The sequence below is a fragment of the Mesorhizobium qingshengii genome (assembly GCF_900103325.1).
In the GTDB taxonomy this organism is placed as follows: domain Bacteria; phylum Pseudomonadota; class Alphaproteobacteria; order Rhizobiales; family Rhizobiaceae; genus Mesorhizobium; species Mesorhizobium qingshengii.
Genome location: NZ_FMXM01000004.1, coordinates 408,846 through 431,956, shown reverse-complemented (window position 1 = coordinate 431,956; position 23,111 = coordinate 408,846). Strand labels below are relative to the sequence as shown.

The following is a 23,111-nucleotide window of genomic DNA, read 5'->3' as shown; positions in this document are numbered from 1 at the left end:
ACAGGACCATGAGCGCGAGCGCACCGGCATCGGCGGACGAATTTCTGAGCGGGCTGAAAGGCCAGCGCGTGCTGGTGACGGCGGGCGCCGGCGGCATCGGTTTTGCCATAGCCGACACGCTGTCGCGGCTCGGGGCGCGCATCGTCGTCTGCGACGTTTCCGACGAGGCGCTGGCCGCCGCTCCGGACAAGATCGATCTGGTCGCGGCAATCAAGGCGGATGTCTCGCGTGACGCGGACGTCGACCGGCTGTTCGAGGCCGTGAAGGAAAAGCTCGGCGGGCTCGACGCGCTGATCAACAATGCCGGCATTGCCGGCCCGACAGGCGGTGTCGACGAGATCGATCCGGCCGACTGGCGGCGCTGCATCGACATCTGCCTGACCGGCCAGTTCCTGTGCGCACGGCGCGCCGTGCCGCTGATCAAGGCGGCGGGCGGGGGCTCGATCGTGTCGATGTCGTCGGCGGCCGGCCGCCACGGCTATGCGTTCCGCACGCCCTATTCGGCGGCCAAGTTCGGTGTCATCGGTTTCACGCAGAGCCTCGCCAAGGAGCTTGGGCCGCACGGCATAAGGGTCAATGCCATCCTGCCCGGCATCATCGAGGGACCACGTATCGAGGGCGTCATCTCGGCGCGCGCCAAGCAGATTGGCATCAGCCACGAGGAGATGACCGGGCGCTATCTGCAGAACATCTCGCTGCGCCGCATGACCAGCCCCTATGATGTGGCTTCGATGGTCGCCTTCCTGCTGTCCGATGCGGGGATCAACATTTCCGGCCAGTCGCTCGGCGTCGACGGCAATGTCGAAACACTCTGAGGAACCGATCCATGGCCAATGTCGCGATTGTCGGAAGCGGGTTCATCGGGCGGGCCTGGGCGATCAGCTTCGCCCGCGCCGGCCATGATGTGCGGATGTGGGACCAGTCGCCGGCCGCGACAGGCGGTGCCCGTGACTACATTGCCGGCGTGCTCGGCGACCTTGCCTCGAACGACCTGCTGCGCGGTCAATCCGTCGACACCGTGCTCGGCCGCATCGCCATTGTCGCCGAACTGGCGGAAGCGGTGGCCGATGCAGTCCATGTCCAGGAGAACACGCCCGAAAACCTCGAGGTCAAGCGGGAGGTGTTCTCCCTGATCGACACCCTTGCCGGCCCGCAAACGGTCATCGCCAGTTCCACCTCGGCGCTGTTGCCGTCGAAGTTCACCGATCATCTGCGGGGGCGGCACCGCTGCCTGGTCGTGCATCCGATCAATCCGCCCTATCTCATTCCGGCGGCCGAAGTCGTGCCGGCGCCGTGGACGTCCGCCGAGACGGTCGAAAGGACCCGCGCCTTCCTCGTCGATGCCGGCCACGCCCCGCTGGTGATGAAGCGCGAGCTCGACGGCTTCATCATGAACCGCCTGCAAGGTGCATTGCTGGAGGAGGCTTTTCGGCTCGTCGCCGACGGCTACGCCAGCGTCGAGGATGTCGATATCGGCATCCGCGACGGGCTGGCGCTGCGCTGGTCGTTCATGGGGCCGTTCGAGACCATCGACCTCAATGCGCCTGGCGGCGTGCGCGACTATGTCGAGCGCTATCAGTCGATCTATTCGAACATCTTCCCGCAGATGCTTCGTCGCGTCGACTGGGCCGGCGAGGTCATGGCGACCGTCGAGGCCGACCGTCGCAAGCGCCTGCCGCGCGACGGTCTCGGCGCACGGCAGGTGTGGCGTGATCGCCGGCTTATGGCGCTGGCGGCGCACAAAAGAAAATCGGATCAGGAGTTCGGAGAATGACGCAAACGAGCCGCAAGCCGGGTGCCGCGCAGACCAAGGGCAAGGTCATCATCACCTGCGCGGTGACGGGGGCGATCCATACGCCGACCATGTCGCCCTATCTGCCGATCACGCCGGACCAGATCGCCTCCGAAGCGATCGCAGCGGCGGAGGCTGGGGCCGCGATCCTGCATCTGCATGCCCGCGACCCGGAAACCGGCAAGCCCGACCAGACGCCGGAGGCCTTTGCCCGCTTCCTGCCGCGCGTCAAGCAGGGCACCAATGCCGCCATCAACATCACCACTGGCGGCAGCCCCTACATGAAGGTCGAGGAGCGCGTGCGCCCTGCCGCCCAGTTCAAACCGGAAGTTGCCTCGCTCAACATGGGCTCGATCAATTTCGGGCTCTATCACCTCGCCGACAAATACGAGACCTTCAAGTTCGACTGGGAAAAGCCGCATCTGGAAGCGACGCGCGACCTGGTCTTCCGCAATTCGTTCAAGGACATCGAGTACATTCTGGCCACCTGCTACGACAACGGCACGCGCTTCGAGTTCGAGTGCTACGACATCGCCCATCTCTACAACCTTTCCCACTTCGCCGATCGCGGGCTGGTGAAGCCGCCTTTCTTCGTGCAGTCGGTGTTCGGACTGCTCGGCGGCATCGGCACCCATCCCGAAGACGTCGCCCATATGAAGCGCACCGCCGACCGGTTGTTCGGTGACCAGTTCCGCTGGTCGGTGCTGGGCGCCGGCGCCAGCCAGCTGCGCATCGCCGCGCAATCGGCGGCGCTTGGCGGCAACATCCGCGTCGGGCTGGAGGACAGCCTTTGGGCGGGCAAGGGCAGACTGGCGAAGTCGAATGCCGAACAGGTGTTGCTCGCGCGCAAGATCATCGAGGGGCTTGGCATGGAGGTGGCGACGCCCGACGAGGCGCGCGAGATCCTGTCATTGAAAGGCGGCGACAAGGTCGCTTTCTGACGCGGCCTGGCCAATCGCCGCGCGGCATCAAACAGAGGAGGACGGTATGAAGATCGAAGTCGTGGTGGACGTGAAGACCACACTGGGCGAAGGACCGCTGTGGGATGTCGAGCAGGAGCGACTCTACTGGATCGACAGTTTCGACGGGCGGGTGTTCCGGGCGACCGCCGACGGGCGTGAGATCCGCTGCTGGGACGTACCGATGAAGATAGGCTCGATGGCGCTGCGGAAGGATGGCAGCGGCGCGGTGGTGTCGCTGCAGCGCGGCTTCCATCTGCTCGATTTCGCCACCGGCGATGTGACGCTGATCCACGATCCCGAGCCGGACCGGCCAATGAACCGTCTCAACGACGGCAAGGTCGACCGGCGCGGCCGCTTCTTCGCCGGTTCGATGGACACGATGGAGGAGGGGCCGTCCGGCGGTCTCTACAGGCTCGATCCGGACTTCTCCGTCACCAGGATCGATTCCGGCATCATCTGCTCCAACGGGCCGTGCTGGAGCCCCGACGACCGCACTTTCTATTTCGCCGACACCTGGACCGGCGAGATCTGGGCCTACGACTACGACATCGCCACCGGCGCGGCCACCAACCGCCGCACCTTCACCCGGGTCGACACCAGCCGCGGCGGTGCGGCCGACGGCTCGACTGTCGATGCCGAAGCCTATCTGTGGAATGCTCTGGTCTATGACGGTCGGCTGGTGCGCTATGCGCCGGACGGCAGCATCGACCGCGTCATCGACATGCCGGTGAAGAAGATCACCAGCGTCATGTTCGGCGGGCCGAAGCTCGACACCCTGTATGTGACCTCGATGGCCAAGCCGCCGCTGCCGCGATTTCCCGGCGACGGTGTCTTGCGCGGCAGCCTGTTCGCCATCACCGGTCTCGGCGTGACCGGGATAGCCGAGCCCAGATTTGCCGGGTAAGGAGGGGGCGACATTTCCGTCGCCGTATTCGCCTCGGACACCTTCCGCCGTCTTGCGCTCTTTCCTGACGGGTTGGATGATCGGAGACGTCGTTGCTTCCGAAGCAAATCCCGTTCAGCCTCGCGGAGGGCCAGGGCGTTTAAATCTGTGTCCGTCTGCGAGCGCTAACGACTGTTCGGAATGTAGAACGTCTGCCTGAAATAGGACCGGAACGCCTCCATGGCGGGGGTGAACTGGGCATTGCGGCGCCAGGCCAGGCCGACATCCATCGCCGGGATCGGGTCGCTGGGCACCAGCGTTTCGATGCGCTTGCCTTCCAGCGACCATGGCCGCAAAACCATGTCCGAGAGAATTGCGACCCCTTGTCCGTTGGCGACCATCGAGCGCACCGCCTCGACGGAGGATGTGCGCAGCGTGACCGACGGCTGATAGGGTGTCTTGCTCCAGTATTTCAGTGAGGTGTGCGCCGCCTCGTCGACGGTCAGCATGATGTAGGGCTCTTGCGAGATTTCCTTCAGGCCGACGGATTCCCGCTGCAGCAGATGATGCTTCGAAGCGACCCAGAGCCGCCGCCGCGAACCCATCAATGTCTCGGTCGTCAGATCCGGATTGAGCACGTTCGAGGTGAGCAGCACGGCGATGTCATACCGGTTGGACAGAAGACCCTCCTCGATTGCCTCGCGGTTGAGCTCGAAAAGCTGGATGTCGAGCTTCGGGAAATTTCGCTTCAGCTTCTCCAGGTGGTTGGGCAGGAAGTAGCCGATCACCGTATAGGTCGCCGCGACGGTGAGGCTGCCCTCTAGGTTGTTCGCCGGCACATTCAGGCTGGTCGCTTCCTGGACCTTGTTGAGGATGTCATAGGCGTGGAACAGGAACTGGCGCCCGGCGGCGGTCAGTTCCATGCCCTGGGGAGAGCGGACGAACAGGTCGGCGCCGACCTCGCTCTCCAGTTCCTTGATCGCCGTGGTGATCGCCGACTGCGAAATGGCGAGGTCGACCGCCGCTTGCGAAATCTGGCCCTGCTCTGCGGTCGAGACGAAATAGCGGATCTGGCGCAGGCTGATTGGCAAAGGACGCAGCTTTCCGTTTATCTGATATCGGCGGCATACACTTTCGGAAAATACGATACACGCAATTTCTTTGAGCAGCCATTGCCTTTTTGAGTTGCAGTAAATGCCAGCGTTTCTGGCGGTATCGAGCACTTTCTCTTCCAGCTGCATCGCCCATAGGTATCTGAAAATCAGAAAGTCAAATTCTGAGAATAGAATTTTCCAATGTCGTGCTTCCGCGTTAACGTTCAAAAAAACAAGAACACGGGAACCGCGCTGTCGATCGGCGCATGAATGCAAAGGGAGCAACGTGCCAGTCACGGTTGTCGACATCAATTGCGATATGGGTGAAGCGTTCGGCCAATGGCGGCTGAGCGACACCGACGATGCCAGGCTGATGGAACTGATCAGCTCCGCCAACATCGCCGCCGGTTTCCACGCCGGTGATCCCAATCTGATGGACGCCACCGTGCGGCTTGCGACCCAGCACGGCGTCGGCATCGGCGTGCATCCGGGCTATCGGGATCTGCAAGGTTTTGGCCGCCGCAAGATCAACGGCAGCGGCGACGAGATCGTCAACGACATCGTCTATCAGATCGGCGCGCTCAGGGAATTTGCTCGGCGTCATGGCGCCGTCCTGCAGCACGTCAAGCCGCACGGCGCCCTCTACATGGAACTCGCCGCCGACGAGGCGCTGTCGCGATCCTTCATCAAGCTGATGCGCACCGTGGCACCCAATGCCTTCGTCTTCTGCATGGGCATGTCGCAGACCTATCGCACCGCGCTCGAAGCCGGCCAACCGGTAATTAGGGAATTCTATGCCGATCGGGACTACGATCGCTCCGGCTCGATCGTGTTCACGCGGCATGTCGGCAAGCTCGATCCGGCCGGCATTGCCGACAAGGTCGTGCGCGCCTGTCTTGAGGGCAAGGTCCGCACCGTCGATGGCGCCGACATCGACATCGATTTCGAGTCGATCTGCTTTCATTCCGACACGCCGGGTTGCCTGGAGATCGCCGCCACCATGCGTTCCGCTTTGGTCGCGAACGGGATCCGGATCGCACCGGTGTCGGAAGTGTCCGCCCAACAGACCCAGGCCGCAAGGGGATCAAAATGAGCAAAGCCGAAATCAAGTCGCCGCTGCCAGGCATGTTCTACCGCAGGCCATCGCCCGACAGCGCGCCGTTCAAGAACGACGGCGATGCGGTTTCCGCCACCGATGTGATCGGCATTGTCGAGGTGATGAAGTCTTTCCATGAAGTGACGGCCGGCATCGACGGCAAGGCGATCCGTTTCCTCGTCGACGACGCTGATGCGGTCATGGCCGGCCAGGCGCTTGCCGAGGTCGAGGCATGACCATCAATTCCGTCCTGATTGCCAATCGAGGCGAGATCGCGGTGCGGATCATCCGCGCGGCGAAGGCCCTGGGGCTGAGGACAGTGCAGGTGTACAGCCATGCCGATGCCGGCTCGCTGGCGGTGCAACTGGCCGACGAGGCGATCGACATCGGGCCGCCGGCGGCGAAGAAATCCTACCTGAACATCGAGGCGGTACTAGCGGCGGCCAAGGCGGCCAAGGTCGATGCCATCCATCCGGGCTACGGCTTCCTGTCGGAGAATGCCGACTTCGCCGAAGCTGTGGTTGCAGCGGGAATGAAATTCGTCGGGCCGGACGCCTCGGCCATCCGGCTGCTTGGCGACAAGGTGGCGGCGCGCCAGGTCGCGGCCAGGGCCGGCGTGCCCACCGTGCCCGGCAGCGACGGGCGCGTCTCCGACGTCACCGAGGCGGCGGCGATCGTCGCGCGCATCGGCTTGCCCGTGATGATCAAGGCGGCCGCCGGCGGCGGCGGCAGGGGCATCCGCATCGCACACACCCTTGAGGACTTCGAGCGTCATTTCCCGCAAGCTTCGGCCGAGGCCGCGGCGGCCTTTGGCGATGGCGGCCTCTACATCGAGAAGGTGATCGAGAAGGCGCGTCATGTCGAGGTGCAGATCCTCGGCGACGGCAGGAATTTCGTTCATTGCTACGAGCGCGAATGCTCGCTGCAGCGGCGCCGGCAGAAGGTCTGGGAGGAAGCCCCGGCCGCCGGACTGCCGGCCGATGTGCGCAAGAGCCTGTGCGACAGCGCCGTCGCCCTGGCGCGCTCGGTCGGCTACAGCGGCGCCGGAACGGTCGAATATCTCTACGACGATGCCAGCCGCCACTTCTATTTCATCGAGGTCAACACCCGCATTCAGGTCGAGCATCCGGCGACGGAGATGATCACTGGTCTCGATCTCGTGCAGGAGATGCTGCGCATCGCCGGTGGCCAGCCTCTGTCGGTCAGGCAGGAAGACATTTCCATTGCCGGCCACGCCATCGAATGCCGGATCAACGCCGAAGACCCGCACAAGGGTTTCATGCCTGGTCCTGGCACCGTCGAGACGTTCGTCGTGCCACAGGGCGAGGGCATCCGCTTCGACACCATGTTGTTTGCCGGCTACACGGTGCCGCCCTTCTACGATTCGCTTTTGGGAAAGCTCATCGTGCACGGCGCCGATCGCGCCGCCTGCCTGGCGAAGCTGCGCACGGCACTTGCCGGTCTCAGGATCACCGGTATTCCGACGACCGTGCCGCTGCATCAGGCGCTCGCGGCCGATGCCGACGTGGCGGCTGGGCGCTTCCATACGCGTTTTCTCGAGGACTGGCTGGAAACGAAATTCGCCGCTTCGCCAGGCGGCGCGAGGGAGGTTGCCTGATGAAGAACCGCTATTCATTCGGTGGCGACGAGCATCTCTTCGTCGAATGCGACGAGAGCATGTCGCTGGAGGCGTTCTTCAAGAGCCTCTCGATGACCAATGCCGTGCGCGACAGCCAGATCAGAGGCGTGACCGAGATCTGCCCGGCGAACGCCTCGTTCCAGATCAAGTTCAATCCCGACATCATCCGGCCCGGCGACATGCTGCGCGAGGTGCAGGCCATCGAAAGTGCGGCCAGCAAGACCGATCCGGTGATCGCCACCAGGATCATCGAAATCCCGGTGTTCTACCAGGATCCGTGGACGCACGAGACGCTGATGCGTTTTCGCGAGCGGCACCAGGATCCGCAAGCCACCGATATCGAATACGCCGCCCGCATCAACAACTACGCCACGGTCGACGACTTCATCGCCGCCCATGCCGGCTCGCCGTGGTTCGTGTCGATGGTCGGCTTCGTCGCCGGATTGCCGTTCATGTACCAGATGGTCGACCGGCCGCGGCAGATCCAGGTGCCGAAATATCTCAGGCCGCGCACCGATACACCTAAGCTCACCATCGGCTATGGCGGCTGCTTTTCCTGCATCTATTCCGTGCGTGGCGCCGGCGGCTACCAGATGTTCGGCATCACGCCGATGCCGATCTTCGATCCGGAGCAGAAGACCAGCTACCTCCGTGACTTCATGGTGTTCTTCCGCCCAGGCGACATCGTCAAGTTCAAGCCGATCGGCCGCGAGGAATACGACCATACCGTCGAGGAAGTCGCCGCCGGCCGGTTTGCCCCGGCAATCAGTGACGTCACCTTCGACCTGCGTGAATTCCAGAAGGACATCGACGGCTACAACGCCAAGCTGGAGGGGATGATCAATGGCCGCTAAGGTACTCAATCCGGGGCTTTCGACCACGGTTCAGGATCTCGGCCGTCCCGGCTATTTCCATCTCGGCATCCCGATGGGCGGTGCCATGGACCGGCTGGCGCTGCGCGCCGCCAATTTGATCGTCGGCAATGACGAGGGTGCGGCCGGTCTCGAGGCGGTGTTCATCGGCCCGCAGCTCGAATTCACCCGCGACGCGCTGATCGCGGTGACCGGTGCCGACATGCCGATCAAGCTCGACGGCGAGGAAAAGCCGTCCTGGACCGGGCTGAACGTCAAGTCTGGTCAGGTGCTGAGCTTTGGTTTCCTGAAGACAGGCGCGCGCATCTATATCGCAATCGCTGGCGGCATCGACGTGCCGATCGCGCTCGGCAGCCGCTCGACCTATCCGATCGGCGCTCTGGGCGGATTCAAGGGCCGCGCCATCGCCAAGGGCGACGAATTGCCTGTCGGCAACGCCACTTCCGGCAAGGAAGGGCGAAGCGTCCCGGAAGCTTTGCGTCGGCGACCGGGAATGCCGGCCGAACTGCGGGTCTTGCCGGGCCTCTATTGGCATCGCGTCACCGAGCAGTCGCATCAGAACTTCTTCGACGACCAATGGAAGGTGGCGCCCGAGGCAGACCGCATGGGTTATCGCTTCCGCGGCGGCCGGCCATTGCAATTCGTCGAACGCGACCAGCCGTTCGGAGCCGGGTCGGATCCCTCCAACATCGTCGACAGCTGCTATCCCTACGGTTCGATCCAGGTGCCGGGCGGCACCGAGCCGATCATCCTGCACCGCGACGCGGTCTCGGGTGGCGGCTACTTCATGGTCGGCACGGTGGTCTCGGCCGACATGGACCTGATCGGCCAGCTGCAGCCCAACACGCCAACACGTTTCGTCAAGGTCGACATGGACGGCGCGCTGAAAGCCCGCGCCGACCGGGCAGCATTGCTCGACAGAATCAGGAGCGTTTTCAACTGACATTTGGGTAAGTGCGGCCGAACCGTCCTCAAGGCGGCGGCCGATAACAAGAAAGGGGAATGACATGAAAAATCTCGGAAAAATGATGCTTGTGACGGCGGCGACTTTGATTACCGGCGCCGCCTATGCCGCCGACTGGTATCCATACGACGCGGCCAAGATCGAGCCGCCTTTTGCGGCCGACGGCAAGTCGGTCGATGTCACCTACGTGCCGCTCGACAAGGCGTCGAAACCCTGGAACATCTGCGTTTCCTTTCCGCACATGAAGGACGCCTACTGGCTCGGTGTCGACTACGGCGTGGCGGAGGAGGCCAAGCGGCTCGGCGTCAAGATGAACCTGTTCGAAGCAGGCGGCTATACCGAGCTCGACAAGCAGATTTCGCAGATCGAGGATTGCGTCGCCGCCGGCGCGCAAGCGGTCGTCATCGGTGCGATCTCCGCCGACGGCCTCAACAATCTTGTTTCGGAAATCCACAAGAAGAACATCCCGGTGATCGACGTCATCAACGGCATCTCATCGCCGGACATCTCGGCGAAGTCGCTGGTGTCCTTCTACACGATGGGCTCGGAAGCCGGCGCCTATCTGGCCAAGAAACATCCGGCCGGCAGCGAAGAGGTGGAGGTGGGCTGGTTCCCCGGACCGGCGGGTGCCGGCTGGGTGAGCGCGGCGAACCAGGGCTTCCTCGACGCCGTCAAGGGCTCCGCGGTCAAGGTGCTGGAACCCAAGTTCGGCGACACCGGCAAGGAAGTGCAGCTGAAGCTCGTCGAGGACGCGCTGCAGGCCAATCCCAACATCCGCTACATCGCGGGCACCGCGGTGACGGCGGAAGCCGCGCAGGGCGTCATTCGCGAGCGCGGCCTGCAAGGCAAGGTCGACCTTCTGTCCTTCTACATGACGCCTGGCGTCTACGAGGGCATCAAGCGCGGCTTCATCCTCGCGTCCCCGGCCGACTCTATGGTCATCCAGGGCCGCATTGCGGTGGACCAGGCCGTCCGCATCCTGGAAGGCAAGGACTACATCAAGCACGTCGGTCCGAAGATCTTTGTTGTCGATCCGTCCAATATCAAAGACGTTTCGCCGACGAACATCTTGCCGCCGGATGGCTACAAGCCGGTCTTCAACGTGAACTGATCGCGACAAGCGCTGTCCGGTTCCGCCAGGCAAGGCGGGACCGGATCGACCGGGTTGGCAAATGGACAACGCAAACACTCCGCTCGTGGAAATGACCCGGATCTCGAAGGAGTTTCCCGGCGTCAAGGCTCTTGATGGCGTCGATTTCAAGCTCGAGCGTGGAGAGGTTCATGTGTTGTTCGGCGAGAACGGTGCCGGAAAGTCGACGCTCATCTCGATCCTCTCCGGCCTCTACAGGCCGACATCGGGTTCGCTGCGCATCGACGGCGAGGAGGTCGACCTGCGTTCGGTACATGACGCCGCCAGACATGGCATCGGCACGGTGTTCCAGGAATTCTCGCTGATCCCGACATTGCGTGTTTTCGAGAACGTCTATCTCGGTCGCGAGCTCAAGCGCGGTCCTTTGACCGACCGGCGCGCCATGGCCGAGGGCGCACGCGCTTTGTTCCATGACCTGGGCTTCGAGATCGACATCCGCCGGCGCGTTTCCACTCTGTCGCGTGCCGAGCAGCAGATGGTGGAGATCGCCAAGGTGTTTCTGGGCAAGGCGAGGGTCCTGATCCTCGACGAGCCGACCGCCTCGCTCACCGAGAAGGAAACGCGCAAGCTTTTCGCCTTCATCGCCAAGGCGAAGGCCGACGGCGTCGGCATCATCTACATTTCACATCGCATCCAGGAATTCCGCGAAATCGCCGACAACATCAGCGTGCTTCGTGACGGCCGTCTGATCGGGACGGTGTCGGCGCGCGACACCTCCGAGAAGACGCTCGTCGAGTTGATGACCGGTCGGGCGATCGATCAGATCTATCCCGAGATCGGCCGCCAGCCGGATGGCAGGACGCTGATGACGCTACGCGGGATGCACGGCGCCGGCTTTCATGGCGTTGATATCGACGTGCGTGCCGGCGAAGTTCTGGGGGTCGCCGGCCTTGTCGGCAGCGGCAAGTCGCGGATCTGGCGCAGCGTTCTTGGGTTGCAGCCGATCCGGTCAGGCACGGTCACGCTGAAGGGGCGCGACGTGACCCATGCGGCGACGAGGCATATGCTGTCCGGCGGCGTCTACTATTTGCCGCCCGACCGCAAGGGCGAGGGCCTGCAACTGGCGGCGACGGCGCGCGAGAACATCAAGCTCAACCTGCTCGGCCGGGCCGAGATCGTGGGGCGCCTGGGAATTGTTGCGCCGCGTCGCGCAAGGGCATTGGCCGACAAGATCGGCGAGCGCGTCGGCATTGCTTCGGCCCATATGGGCCGCATTGTCTCGAAGCTTTCGGGCGGCAACCAGCAGAAGGTGCTGTTTGGCAAGGGATTTGGCGAGGAGCGGGACATCTACATCTTCGATGAGCCGACGGTCGGCGTCGACATGGGCACCCGCGCCGCGCTCTACCGGTTGATCAAGGAGATCGCCGAGGCCGGCAAGGCGGTGGTGGTGATCTCCTCCGACCTGCCGGAGGTGATGAACCTTGCGCACCGCCTGTTGGTCTTCTCGAAGGGCAGAGTGTCGGCCGAACTCACCGGCACCGAGATCGCGGAGGAAAATGTCCTGAAATATTTCTTTGCGGAGACGGGAATCCAGCCATGACCATTCAGAGCAGCCGAACCGAGGATGCAGGGGCGCCGCGAACCCGCGCCACCATTCTGCTGGCGGCCATAAGATTCGTCTTCCTGCGCGTCGGGGTTCTGCCGTTTTTCCTGGTCTTTTCGCTGATCGTCTTCTCACTGATCTCGAACCAGTTCCTGTCGATTCAGAACCTGACCAACGTCGCCAGGCAGTCTGTCTATCTGGTTCTGGTTTCGCTGGGTCAGATGCTGGTCCTCATCACCGGAGGTTTTGACCTCTCGGTTGGCACGGCGATCGCGATGACTTCGGTTGTGTCGGCGATGGCGATGGTCGCGCTGGCGCCGGTCATGCCGGACATGATCTGGCTGGCGATCCTCCTTGGCGCCGGTGCGGGATTGGGCGCCGCGCTACTGATCGGATGCCTGAACGGGCTCGGTATCGCCCAGTTCGACGTCTCGCCGTTCATCATGACCCTTGGCGTGCAGTCGGTCGGTGCGGGCATCGCGCTGTTCCTGACCGGCGGCGTTCCGATATCCGGACTGCCCTACGATTTCGGTAATTTCTTCGGCTTCGGGCGGGTGCTCGGCGTTCCCGTGCCGGTGATGATCGCCTTGCTGGCGATCATTGGCATCTGGCTCTTGATGAACCGAACGAAACTGGGTTCTCACATCTACGCGGTCGGCGGCAATGTCAGGGCGGCCAACCTCTCGGGCGTCAACACCAAGCAGGTGCTGTTCCTGGCCTATGTCCTGTGCGCGCTGCTGGCCTCTCTCGCCGGTCTTCTGCTCACGGCCCGGGTCGAGTCCGGCGAAACCAATCTTGGCGGCACGATCGCGCTGGAATCGATCGCCGCCTGTGTCATTGGCGGGGTGTCCCTGCGGGGAGGGCTGGGCCGTGTGGAGAATGTCGTTCTCGGCGCCTTCTTCATCGTGCTGCTGCAGAACGGCATGAACATCGCCCAGATCGGCTCGTACATGCAGATGGTGCTGCTCGGCTCGCTGCTGGTGCTCGCCGTCATTCTCGACCAATTCCGCTACCGCATGCTGGTTGGCGACCGCTGACGGCAATCACTCAAACACCGAAAGGAAGGACCATGATTTCCTCGACCTATCCCACGCTTGCAGAGCAGGCCTTCTCCGGCCGCACGACAGCGCTCAGGAATGGTGTTCTGGCCATCGCCGGATCGCTGGCGCTGTGGCTGTCAGCCAAACTGCAGGTTCCGTTCTATCCGGTGCCGATGACCATGCAGACCTTTGTCGTCCTGGTGATCGGGACAAGTTTCGGATGGCGGCTGGGCGCTGCCACAGTCGCTCTCTATCTCATCGAAGGCGCGCTCGGGCTTCCGGTTTTCGCCGGAACGCCTGAGAAAGGCATCGGTCTCGCCTACATGGTCGGTCCGACCGGCGGCTACCTCCTCGGTTATCTGCCCGCCGCGGCACTTTGCGGCTTCCTCGCCAGCCACGGTTGGGATCGCAGGATCGTCACGACGGCGCTTTCCATGCTTTTGGGAACGGTCGTCATCTATGCCTTCGGACTTTCCTGGCTGGGCACCGTCCTTGGGTGGGACAAGCCGATCCTGGCCTGGGGTCTCACGCCCTTCGTCCTCGGCGATCTGCTCAAGCTGGCGCTTGCCACCGCGGTCCTGCCGCTGGCTTGGAAATTTGTTGGCCGGACGCGCAACGGCGATCGCTGAAATCGCAATTGCCAGGGTTGCGCAGCGATCCTCAGATCCATCCGGCAGGAAGGACCCAATAGCGTGCCCGGACAGAATGGAGAGCGCTTCCATGCAGCGACGTCGCTGACCGACGCGATAGCCGCTCTTGCCGATCGCGGGTCGGCTGGAGCAGCTCTTGCCGGCGCAACCTGGATCATGCGGGCGCCGCTCAGGCACGAGCGGCGGGACCTGTCCTATGTGGCGATTTCCAAGATCGATGAGTTGCGGCGGCTGGATATTCTCGATCGCGAGATCAGCATAGGTGCCTGCGTTACCCATGCCGAACTGGCAAGCTCGCTTGGATCCCTGCCCGAATGCCGCGCGCTGGCACAGGCCGCCGTCAACTCCGCAAATCCCGCAGTCCGCAACGTTGCCACGATTGGTGGGAATCTCTGCGCTTCGGCCTTTGCCGCGGCTGATCTGGTGCCCGCCCTGATATGCCTCGATGCCGAACTCGAAATCGAAGGTGCGAAAGGGTCCGAACGGATGACGGTGAAGCGTTTCCTGGAGGTCAGGACAGGCATCGGGCCCGACCGTCTCGTCCGCCGCGTGATCGTTCCACGCACGGCGCGGCGCTCGGCGCACATAAGGCTCCCGCTGCGCAAGGCGGGAGATTACCCCGTGGCAATCGTGAGCCTGGCGGCGACCTTGAACCCGACCGGCGTCGTCGAAAGCGCCAGGGTGGCGGTCGGCTCGGTCGAACCCGTTGCGCGCCGCTGGGAGCAGCTCGAAACAAGCCTTGTCGGGCATAGCCTCGATCCACGCCGCGCGGCCGAACAAGCCGAACGGTTTTGCGGAGATTTTCTAGGCCGCGAAGGCGTCGAGGCACCTGGCTGGTATCGGGTGAAGGTGCTCCCGAGCCTCGTGCGCCGCGCCGTGCTCGCCCTTCAAGAGCAGTCCTGAAGCTCGTACCCCGGAAGAGATCAAGCCGATGTCCTTGCGTCTCGTTGTCAATGGAGAAGACCGGGTTTCGCGCGCCGAACCGCTCACGCCGCTTGTCGACGTGTTGAGGGACGAGTTCCATCTGACCGGAGCGAAAGTCGCATGCCGCGAGGGTTTCTGCGGCGCCTGCACCGTCCACATCGACGGACAGCCGGTCGTGTCCTGCCTGGTGCCGCTCGGCATGGTCGAGGGACGAGAGGTCCGCACGGTCGAATCGCTTGCTGCGGCGGGCGAGCTATCGCCTCTGCAGCGGATCATGGAAGAGCACGACGTCGTCCAGTGCGGCATGTGCTTTCCCGGTATCCTGATGGTCCTCACGAGCTTCTTCCGGGAGCACCCGCGGGCCGAGAGGGGTGAAATCAAGGTGGCGCTCGTCGGCAATATCTGCCGGTGTACCGGCTATGAGCGCCTGGTCGATGCGGCCGTGGCGTTGGCGAAGCGGAGCTGAGCAATGGCAATCGCGGATCCGTCAAACGTCACGATGAACCTGCCGCGGCGCGACGCACGCGACAAGCTGCTCGGCCGTACGCGCTACACCGTCGACCGCATGCTGCCGCGCATGCTTCACGCGGCGATCCTGAGATCGGAGGTCGCGTCGGCCCGCATCCTGAAGATTGACATCACGCGTGCCCGTCAAATGCCTGGCGTGCGCGCCATAGCGCTTTCCGAAGACGCCCCGGGGATGCACGGTATCGGCATCGCCGACCATCCGCTCTTCGCCTCGGGCGTCATCCGCTTTCACGGCGAGCAGATCGCCGCGGTGGCCGCCGACACTTACGAGCAAGCCCAGGCGGCGGCACGCGCGATCGAAGTCGAACTTGAACCCCTTCCCATAGTGCTCACCATGGCCGATGCGCTGGCGCCTGGCGCTCGCTTGGTTCACCCTGACTGGAAGAACTACGAAGTTCTGTTCGAAGGCGGCGCTCGTGGCGGCAACGTTGCCTGGGAGGCGACGGTGGTCCGGGGCGATACCGAAGCGGCATTCGCCCGCGATGACGTCGTGGTCGTGGAGAGCTGCTTTCGGGTCGGCCGGCAGAACCATGTCTCGCTCGAACCCCGGGCCGTCGTCGCCTCCTACGAGGACGGTCGCTACCATATCGAGACGTCGACACAGGTTCCGTGGACGGTTCGCAACATGACGGCGAAGCTGCTTGGTGTTCTTGCCTCTCAGGTGCATGTCACGGTGCCGCCCGTGGGCGGGGGGTTCGGTCAGAAATTCGATTGCACGCTGGAGCCTTATGCCGCGATCCTGGCGCGCAAATCCGGGCAGCCAGTGCGCCTCGTCTATTCGAGGCAGGAGGAGATGCTGACCTGCCTCTGCCGCGAAAACGCCGAAATCAAGATCCGATCCGCGGTGACAAAAAGCGGCGACATCGCTGGACGCGAAGCCGTCGTGCTGATGGACTGCGGCGCCTATGGCGGCGAGCAGATTTTCCTCACGACGATGACGGCGCACACGCTGGGCGGCAACTACAAGCTTGGCTCGGTCAAGCTGGCGAGCCGAGCCGTCTACACCAACACTCCCCCCAATGGGGCCTTTCGCGCCTGCAACGGTGTCTACAACACATTCGCACTGGAGCGGCATACGGACGAGATCTGCCAGGCCATGGGGATGGATCCGCTCGAATTCAGGCGGCGGAACGTGCTGGGCGACGGAGACCTTGGCGCAACGGGACAGGTCTTCGAAGGCGACGTGCTCGGTCCGATGCTTGATCGGATGGAAAAGCTGCGGGAAGCGTCTCACAGCAAGGAGCCCTTGGCGGGCGGGCGCCTGTACGGCCGGGCCACCGTGGTGGGCACCTGGTTCATCTTCGTCGGACCCTCGACGGCCACCATCAACCTGAATGCCGACGGCAGCGCGACGCTCATCACCGCCGGGGTCGAGCTCGGTCAGGGCACGATGGTGCAGGCGTTGCCGCAGATCGTCGCCCATGAGCTCGGGATTCATCCGAATGACGTGATCGTTCGCAATGCCGATACGGATGCAGCCGGTTTCGATCTCGGCGTCGGCGGAGGGCGCACGACCGTCTCCGTCGGCGCGGCGAGCCTCGCCGCTGCCGCGGACGTACGCAACAAGATCCTGCACACGGCGAGCGAGCTGCTGCAGACCCAGCCGGAACGGCTGGTCTTGCGCAATGGACGGGTTGAGATCGCCGGCATCGAGGGATCGGGGATGACCATTGCCAAGGCCGTCCAGCACGCGCACCGGTTGACGGGTCCAGTGGTCGGCAGCGGCTCGTTCACCAATCCCGGCGTGCCGGCGATGCCCGGCTGCGCGGCGGGCCATTTCATCGACGCAATCGATATTCCCGTCTTCAACGTCCATGATTGCGAGGTCGCCGTGGACCCCGACACCGGCCATGTCGAAATCCTGAGCTACAAGGTGGTGCAGGATGTCGGCCGGGCGCTCAACCCACGCGCCATCCACGGGCAGATCCAGGGCGGGGTCACACAGGGGCTGGGTTACGCGCTGCATGAAGAGCACACCATCGGCGAGGACGGGTGCATCCGGCAGGACAGCCTCGAGACCTATCGCGTCCCACTCGCGTTGGATACCGTGCCTGTCGAGATTGACCTCTACGAAGGTGCGCCTTCCATTGGCCCGCTCGGCGCTAAGGGTGCGGGCGAGGTGCCCATTCTCAATCCCCCTGCAGCCGTCGCCTGCGCCATTGCCAACGCCACTGGGTGCCGTGTCCAGCAATTGCCGCTCACGCCGCCGCGTGTGCTGGGGCTTCTGCTGGGCAGGGAACCTGCCGTCGAACTGCCTCACATCAAGATCGTGTCGCAGCTTGCCGCCGGTTTGCCGCCAGCGATTGATCTCACGCCGTTCCGAGCGGATAGGTTCTGATTATTCAGAGCGCGCTGCTGTACCAGCAGGCCTTTCCGTTCTTGCATGGGGAAACGACGTGACAGCAAACACCAATACACAGGCCGTGGAGCCAATCGATCCGCAGCGCGCCTACACGGTGCTGATCTGCGATCTGGTCGGCCTGCGCTTCGGCCCCGACGGCAAGCCTGATCCGAGCGAAGTGCGCGCCCATATCGAAGCCAGGGGCGGCCGCTTTCACGCAACGGCGCTTGGCGACAAGGCAGGCCTCGAACAGGGCAGGGTGCATTTCTTCTACCAGCCGGACCTCAGCGCCCGGGAAGAACTGATCGAAGCCGCCGGCGACGGCCGCTACGACGCCGTCATTGCAGCCGCGACCTTCCTGCCTGCCGAAACCGTTTTTCCGCTGGCCGGCGTGCGGATCGGTGCCGGCACCGGCAATATGGGCTCACGCTCCTGGGGCGGCGGCAATGGCGAGGGCGGCACCGCGGTCCTGATGAACACGCCCGGCATCAACAGCCGCGCCACCGCGCAGATGGTGATGAAGGCGATCCTGAAAGTGCTGCCCGATCTCCCGGTCGACAGGCTTCACGACCGGGTGGCGCACGGTGCCTTTGACACCGGCAGGGGACTGCGCGATTTTCCCACCGAGAAGCTCGAAGGCAAGACGATCGCGATCATCGGCTACGGCAATATCGGCCGCGAGGTGGCCAAGCTTGCCCGCGCCTTCGGCATGCGCGTGGTGATCCACGCGCGACCCCGACACCGGGACTGGATAGACGCCGAGGGCTTTGCCTATGCGCCAGACCTCGGCGACGCGGCTGAAGGCGCCGATGTGCTGAGCGTCCATGTCGGTCTCGGCAAGCAGGACGCGCAGACCGGGCGTTATGCCAATGCCGGGCTCATCGGTACGGATGTCCTGTCACGCATGAACAAGGGCGCGGTTCTGGTCAACTACGATCGCGGCGAGCTTGTCGACGTTGCGGCCCTTGGCGACGCCCTGGACACAGGGCAGGTGCGCCATGCCGCCATCGATGCCGATCTGTTCAGGGATGCCTCCACCGGTGCTCTCTCCGGCCCGATGCTGCCTTATCTCGATCTCGTCGAAAAGCATGGCGCCAGGCTTGAACTTCTGCCGCATGCCGCAGCCGATACGGATCATCCTTCGCGCGTCGCCGGCGCCAGGCAGGCCGTCGACCAGATATTCGACGCCATCTGCCGCAAAACGGTGACCAATGCCAAAGGCACTGTTCCGGAAGGGTATCTTTCCCTGGGGGTGACCACGCCTCCCGGCATCGGACCGGTGACGGCACGCGACCTCGGGAAATTGACCGCCGACGAGTGCTCCGAATTGGCTGGTCTGTGTGAACGGCAAGCCCAGCTGTGGAAGGCTCTTTCAATCGCGCTGCCAGAGCAGCGCGGCAAGGTTATCGCCGAACCAGGCGAGGAGCTTGTCCGGTTGACAAACCGCTTTTGTACGTTGGCTGAGAACCTGAACCTCAGAGGCCCGTATCAATAGGATCAAGCTGCCCCGCAGGCGGATGTATGCCGCGGTGATCCTCACGGCATTCTTCCCGCCGGCACCTGGGGCACTCGATCTTGCGCGCCTCGAGGTTGCCGCGATCCCGACTAATGCCGTAGACACAGCGACTGTGGTTGGCATTTTGAAATGGCGGGGAAGAAGCACATGTCAGGGCAGATGAAGATCATCTCCGCAGCCAAGTCGCATGGCGGCGTGCAGGGCGTTTATTCCCACGCTTCGGATGCCTGCGCCTGCGACATGACGTTTGCCGTTTTCGTGCCGCCGCAGGCCCGTGAAACGCCTTGCCCGGTGGTGTGGTACCTCTCCGGCCTCACTTGCACCCATGCGAATGTGATGGACAAGGGCGAGTACAGGCGGATGGCCGCGGAGCTTGGCCTGATCGTCGTCTGTCCCGACACTAGTCCGCGTGGCGCCGACATTCCTGACGAGAAGGACAATTGGCAGTTTGGCTGTGGCGCCGGCTTCTACGTCGATGCGACGCAAGAGCCTTACGCGAAGAACTATCGGATGTACTCCTACATCACCGAGGAACTGCCGGCTCTGATCGCGCAGGAGTTTCCAGCCGACATGACGCGCCAGGCAATCTTCGGCCACTCGATGGGTGGCCACGGCGCGCTGACGATCGCGCTGAAAAATCCCGAGCGCTTCAAAAGCTGCTCGGCGTTCGCGCCGATCGTGCAGCCACGCACCGCTGGCTGGTCGAGGCCGGCCTTCGAAAAATATCTCGGCAACGACGAGGCCTCGTGGCGGAACTACGACGCCACCTCGCTTGTCGAGGACGGACATCGTTTCCCGGAATTCCTCATCGACCAGGGTACCTCTGACGGATTTCTTAACGATGGGCTGCGGCCCTGGCTGCTGGAAGCGGCCTGCGCCCAAGCCGGCATCCCGTTAAAATTGAGGATCCAGGACGGCTACGATCATTCGTATTTCTTCATTTCGACATTCATGGACGACCATCTGAAATGGCACGCCAAAAGATTGTCTGATCCAAAAGCCGGCGCATAAGGCTTTTTGCTATCCGACGGGCTGATTGCCTTCCGCGACGGACGCCGGCGAATGGAGCACTGAAATACGACTGCAGCATCGAGACCTTGGCCGCCTGCCAGCGGCGCGACGGCGCAGGTGACGATGGCTTCAGCTCTGCGCCGGCTTGCGTTCGACGATGTAGATGTGGTCGGCCGCCAGCACCACTTCGCCGCGCTGGTTGATCACCTCGCAGCGCTCGATCACACGTCCCGAACCTGGCCGCTTGGGATCGTCTTCCTTGGCCGCGATGGTGGTGCGCGTGCGGATCGTGTCGCCGATGAACACCGGCTTGATGAAGCGCAGCCGGTCGTAGCCATAGGAAAAGGCGACGGGATTGACGATGGTTGCCGTCAGGCCGATGCCGACCGAGAACACCAGCGTGCCATGGGCGATGCGCTGGCCGAACGGCGTCGTCTTCATGAACTCGGCGTCCATGTGATGCGGGAAGAAATCGCCGGTGTGGCCGGCATGGACGATGAAGTCCGTTTCGGTGATGGTGCGGCCGCTGGTCAGGCGCGAGTAGCCGATCTCGTAGTCCTCGAAATACTGGATCTGTTCCATCAGGGTCTTTCCGCGATCGGTGTCGCCGGCGCCGCGCTCGACTGATAGGCCGCCTCGACCAGCGCCATCGTGCTCCAGGCATCCTCGACCGGGCTGATCAGTGTTGCGTCTTCTCCCGCCGCGAAGCGCTGGACATTGGCCATGCGGCCGACGAAGGCGTCGGGGAACCACTCGCCGGCCAAGGGCACGGCGATCCAGTCCGTCCCGCCTTTCGGATAGATCTCGAGCACGTCCGGCTCGCCGCGCGGATAGTCGAGATTGAGGCCGAGCTTGAGATAGGCTCCACCCTCGGTGCCGCAGATGCGGAACTCGCAGGCCTGGTGCCGGCGGCCGAATTTGTGGTCGTGATTGATCGACAGCGCGCAGCGCACGGTGTCGCCGTAGTCGAGAATGGCGCTGGTGCGCGTCTGCGCCACCGCATGGTTGGGGTGGCCGAGCGTCTTGGCGTGGACACCTTGCGGGTCGCCGAGCAACTGCCGGATCAGGTCGAGATAGTGGATCGAATGCATGGCGATCTCGACGCGCGGCGCCTTGAGCAGGAATTCCCACAGTTCCCAAGGTGTGGCCACCGCCAGCCAGGCGTCGAAGTCGACGACTTCGCCGAGCCAGCCCTTGGCGATCGCGTCCTTGAGCGCCAGCATCATCGGCGCGAAGCGCAACTGGAAGTTCACCGCCGCGTGGAGCTTCTTGGCACGGCAGATCTCGAGGATCGTGGTCGCCTCGGCAAGGTTGCCGCCCATCGGTTTCTGGACCAGCGCCACGGCACCGTCAGGCAAGGATTTCAGCACATCGGCATGGCGGGAGGGCGGCGTCGCGAGGTCGAAGATCGCGCCCTCGACGGCGGCGGCTTCCTCCGCCGAGCGAAAGGCGGTTACCCCCCATTGATCCGCCAGCCTTGCGGCCCTGGCATGATCGGGATCGTAAAGCCCGGTGACCGGAAAGCCGGCCTTCCTGTAGGCCGGGAAATGCGCGTCGCCGACGATCGATCCGGCACCGAAGGTGACGATCGGCCGGGGCTTCGAAGGCTTGGGCCAGGACTGAACGAGTGAGGCAGGATCGAAACCGCCTTCAGTCATGATGGAAGACCTCGTCCATCGCTGCCCACCATTCGCCATCCTTGCGTGTCGCCAGCGGCTCCTGGCAAGGCATGCAGACCGCCCACCATTCCTGGGTCCTGGGGTCTGCAGCCATCCTGGCCATGTCGGCCTCGTAGTCGGTGCCATGGTATTCGAAAGTGCTGAACAGCAGGTTCTCCGGGCGCTTCAGGTAGATGGAATAGTTCTTGATGTTGCAGGCTGAGATCATGGTCAGCACGTCAGGCCAGACGGCGGCATGGAGGCGGACATACTCCTCGACCTTTTCCGGCTTCAGCCCCAGAACCATCCCCATCCGCTGCATGCCAGTCTCCCTATTTCGAGATCGCTGAGGTGAATTCGGCGATGCTCATGGCCTTGACCGCGTCCCAGTCCCAGTCGATGCCGATGCCCGGTTCGTCGGGCGCCAGCGCTTGGCCATCCTCGATGCGCATGTGCTTGCCGGTCAACTGGTCGAGCTGCGGAATGTACTCGACATATCTGCCGTTCTGAACAGCGCAGGTCAGGCTGACATGCAGTTCCATCAGGAAATGCGGGCAGACCGGAATGTCGAACGCCTCCGCCGCATGGGCAATCTTGAGCCAGGGCGTGATGCCGCCGATTCGGCCGACATCGACCTGGACGATCGAGCAGGCACCTTTCTGCATGTATTCGCGGAAATGGCGGATGGAATAGAGCGACTCGCCGATGGCGATCGGCGTCGGCGTCGAATTTGACAGCCGTATATGCCCGTCAATGTCGTCGGCTGGCAGCGGCTCCTCGATCCAGGCGAGGTCAAGCTCGCGCAGCCTTGCCGCGCGCCGGATCGCCTCGTCGACCGAGAAGCCCTGATTGGCGTCGGTCATGATCTCGTAGCCGTCGCCAACCGCCTTGCGCACCGCCGACAGCCGCGCAAAATCCTCCGCGCCATGCGGCTTGCCGATCTTCACCTTCGAGCCGCGAAAGCCCTTCGCCTTGGCGGCCAGCGCATCGTCGACCAGAGCTTGTGTCTCAATGTGCAGCCAGCCGCCCTCGGTCGTATAGAGCGGGCAGCGGTCCTTGGCGCCGCCGGCCAGTTTCCACAAAGGCAGGTTCTGTTTCTTCGCCCGCAGGTCCCACAGCGCCGTGTCGATCGCAGCGATCGCTATGGCCGTGATCGCGCCGATCGTGGTGGCATGCGTTGCGAATTCGAGATCGTGCCAGATCGCCTCGATCATGTCGGGGTCGCGGCCGATCAGGCGCGGCACAAGATGGTCGGACAGGAGCCGCATCACCGACGAGCCGCCGGTGCCGATCGTGTAGCTGTAGCCGGTGCCGACCGCACCGTCGGAATCGGTGATCGTCACGATCGGCGTTTCTTGGCTGACGAAACTCTGGATCGCATCGGTGCGCTTGACCTTGGGCACAAGGTCCACCATCCGCAGTTCGACTTTCTCGATTCTAGCCATGTC

General features: G+C 63.5%; 23 protein-coding genes. 18 read left to right on the top strand and 5 right to left on the bottom strand.

Translation table 11 applies throughout. From position 1 onward, the window contains the following. Window positions 1-8 precede the first annotated feature (8 nt). Genes BLS48_RS08845 through BLS48_RS08830 form a run of 4 tightly spaced genes read left to right on the top strand, consistent with a single transcriptional unit; the run spans window position 9 to window position 3,658 of the window. Window positions 9-815, top strand: coding sequence for an SDR family oxidoreductase (locus tag BLS48_RS08845; protein ID WP_091576812.1), 807 nt, complete (start codon window positions 9-11; stop codon window positions 813-815). An 11-nt stretch (window positions 816-826) separates the two neighbouring features. Next, on the top strand, window positions 827-1,774 hold the full coding sequence (locus tag BLS48_RS08840; RefSeq protein WP_091576810.1) for a 3-hydroxyacyl-CoA dehydrogenase: 948 nt from the start codon (window positions 827-829) through the stop codon (window positions 1,772-1,774). Then, the gene (gene kce, locus BLS48_RS08835; RefSeq protein ID WP_091576809.1) at window positions 1,771-2,733 is read left to right on the top strand and encodes a 3,5-dioxohexanoate:acetyl-CoA acetone transferase; all 963 of its coding nucleotides are present in this window, start codon (window positions 1,771-1,773) and stop codon (window positions 2,731-2,733) included. The genes BLS48_RS08840 and kce overlap by 4 nt, the downstream gene beginning before the upstream one ends. Window positions 2,734-2,779: 46 nt before the next feature. Further along, window positions 2,780-3,658: an SMP-30/gluconolactonase/LRE family protein gene (locus BLS48_RS08830; protein WP_091576807.1), complete on the top strand. Its 879-nt coding sequence runs from the start codon at window positions 2,780-2,782 to the stop codon at window positions 3,656-3,658. Between the two features lie 164 nt (window positions 3,659-3,822). Here the strand turns inward: BLS48_RS08830 and BLS48_RS08825 are convergent, their stop codons facing one another. Next, window positions 3,823-4,728: a LysR family transcriptional regulator gene (locus BLS48_RS08825; protein ID WP_091576934.1), complete on the bottom strand. Its 906-nt coding sequence runs from the start codon at window positions 4,726-4,728 to the stop codon at window positions 3,823-3,825. A 289-nt stretch (window positions 4,729-5,017) separates the two neighbouring features. Between BLS48_RS08825 and BLS48_RS08820 the strand changes: the two genes are divergently transcribed. From BLS48_RS08820 to fghA, 14 genes are all read left to right on the top strand, one after another. Beyond that, on the top strand, window positions 5,018-5,824 hold the full coding sequence (locus tag BLS48_RS08820) for a 5-oxoprolinase subunit PxpA (RefSeq protein WP_091576805.1): 807 nt from the start codon (window positions 5,018-5,020) through the stop codon (window positions 5,822-5,824). Then, the gene (locus BLS48_RS08815) at window positions 5,821-6,063 is read left to right on the top strand and encodes an acetyl-CoA carboxylase (RefSeq protein ID WP_091576803.1); all 243 of its coding nucleotides are present in this window, start codon (window positions 5,821-5,823) and stop codon (window positions 6,061-6,063) included. The genes BLS48_RS08820 and BLS48_RS08815 overlap by 4 nt, the downstream gene beginning before the upstream one ends. Beyond that, on the top strand, window positions 6,060-7,445 hold the full coding sequence (locus tag BLS48_RS08810; RefSeq protein ID WP_091576802.1) for an acetyl-CoA carboxylase biotin carboxylase subunit: 1,386 nt from the start codon (window positions 6,060-6,062) through the stop codon (window positions 7,443-7,445). Before BLS48_RS08815 ends, BLS48_RS08810 begins: the two co-directional genes overlap by 4 nt. Continuing rightward, window positions 7,445-8,320, top strand: a complete 876-nt coding sequence (locus BLS48_RS08805; RefSeq protein WP_091576800.1) for a 5-oxoprolinase subunit B family protein — start codon at window positions 7,445-7,447, stop codon at window positions 8,318-8,320. Before BLS48_RS08810 ends, BLS48_RS08805 begins: the two co-directional genes overlap by 1 nt. Then, window positions 8,310-9,281, top strand: coding sequence for a 5-oxoprolinase subunit C family protein (locus BLS48_RS08800; protein WP_091576799.1), 972 nt, complete (start codon window positions 8,310-8,312; stop codon window positions 9,279-9,281). The genes BLS48_RS08805 and BLS48_RS08800 overlap by 11 nt, the downstream gene beginning before the upstream one ends. 64 nt (window positions 9,282-9,345) lie before the next feature. Continuing rightward, the gene (gene torT / locus BLS48_RS08795) at window positions 9,346-10,413 is read left to right on the top strand and encodes a TMAO reductase system periplasmic protein TorT (protein ID WP_091576797.1); all 1,068 of its coding nucleotides are present in this window, start codon (window positions 9,346-9,348) and stop codon (window positions 10,411-10,413) included. Window positions 10,414-10,474: 61 nt separating this feature from the next. Continuing rightward, window positions 10,475-11,992 (top strand): sugar ABC transporter ATP-binding protein, encoded by a 1,518-nt coding sequence (locus BLS48_RS08790; RefSeq protein WP_091576796.1) that lies wholly within the window; start codon window positions 10,475-10,477, stop codon window positions 11,990-11,992. Next, window positions 11,989-13,032: an ABC transporter permease gene (locus tag BLS48_RS08785; RefSeq protein ID WP_091576791.1), complete on the top strand. Its 1,044-nt coding sequence runs from the start codon at window positions 11,989-11,991 to the stop codon at window positions 13,030-13,032. Before BLS48_RS08790 ends, BLS48_RS08785 begins: the two co-directional genes overlap by 4 nt. 32 nt (window positions 13,033-13,064) lie before the next feature. After that, window positions 13,065-13,664 (top strand): biotin transporter BioY, encoded by a 600-nt coding sequence (locus BLS48_RS08780; RefSeq protein WP_091576789.1) that lies wholly within the window; start codon window positions 13,065-13,067, stop codon window positions 13,662-13,664. Between the two features lie 63 nt (window positions 13,665-13,727). After that, the gene (locus tag BLS48_RS08775; protein WP_091576788.1) at window positions 13,728-14,588 is read left to right on the top strand and encodes an FAD binding domain-containing protein; all 861 of its coding nucleotides are present in this window, start codon (window positions 13,728-13,730) and stop codon (window positions 14,586-14,588) included. A 28-nt stretch (window positions 14,589-14,616) separates the two neighbouring features. Then, entirely contained in the window at window positions 14,617-15,075 is a 459-nt protein-coding gene (locus BLS48_RS08770; RefSeq protein WP_091576786.1) for a (2Fe-2S)-binding protein, read from the top strand. Between the two features lie 3 nt (window positions 15,076-15,078). Further along, window positions 15,079-17,475 (top strand): xanthine dehydrogenase family protein molybdopterin-binding subunit, encoded by a 2,397-nt coding sequence (locus BLS48_RS08765; RefSeq protein WP_091576784.1) that lies wholly within the window; start codon window positions 15,079-15,081, stop codon window positions 17,473-17,475. Window positions 17,476-17,533: 58 nt separating this feature from the next. Continuing rightward, window positions 17,534-18,973 carry an NAD(P)-dependent oxidoreductase gene (locus BLS48_RS08760; protein WP_091576782.1) on the top strand — a complete coding sequence of 480 codons (1,440 nt, stop codon included), beginning with the start codon at window positions 17,534-17,536 and terminating at the stop codon, window positions 18,971-18,973. Between the two features lie 168 nt (window positions 18,974-19,141). After that, window positions 19,142-20,005, top strand: coding sequence for an S-formylglutathione hydrolase (fghA, locus tag BLS48_RS08755; protein WP_091576933.1), 864 nt, complete (start codon window positions 19,142-19,144; stop codon window positions 20,003-20,005). Window positions 20,006-20,134: 129 nt separating this feature from the next. On the opposite strand, the gene BLS48_RS08750 is transcribed toward fghA, so the two are convergent. Genes BLS48_RS08750 through BLS48_RS08735 form a run of 4 tightly spaced genes read right to left on the bottom strand, consistent with a single transcriptional unit; the run spans window position 20,135 to window position 23,108 of the window. Then, window positions 20,135-20,590, bottom strand: a complete 456-nt coding sequence (locus BLS48_RS08750; protein ID WP_167365007.1) for a MaoC/PaaZ C-terminal domain-containing protein — start codon at window positions 20,588-20,590, stop codon at window positions 20,135-20,137. Continuing rightward, window positions 20,587-21,663: a Gfo/Idh/MocA family protein gene (locus tag BLS48_RS08745; protein WP_091576778.1), complete on the bottom strand. Its 1,077-nt coding sequence runs from the start codon at window positions 21,661-21,663 to the stop codon at window positions 20,587-20,589. Before BLS48_RS08745 ends, BLS48_RS08750 begins: the two co-directional genes overlap by 4 nt. Continuing rightward, the gene (locus BLS48_RS08740) at window positions 21,656-21,985 is read right to left on the bottom strand and encodes an L-rhamnose mutarotase (RefSeq protein ID WP_091576776.1); all 330 of its coding nucleotides are present in this window, start codon (window positions 21,983-21,985) and stop codon (window positions 21,656-21,658) included. The genes BLS48_RS08745 and BLS48_RS08740 overlap by 8 nt, the downstream gene beginning before the upstream one ends. Window positions 21,986-21,995: 10 nt before the next feature. Continuing rightward, the gene (locus BLS48_RS08735) at window positions 21,996-23,108 is read right to left on the bottom strand and encodes a mandelate racemase/muconate lactonizing enzyme family protein (RefSeq protein WP_091576773.1); all 1,113 of its coding nucleotides are present in this window, start codon (window positions 23,106-23,108) and stop codon (window positions 21,996-21,998) included. Between the last annotated feature and the right edge of the window lie 3 nt (window positions 23,109-23,111).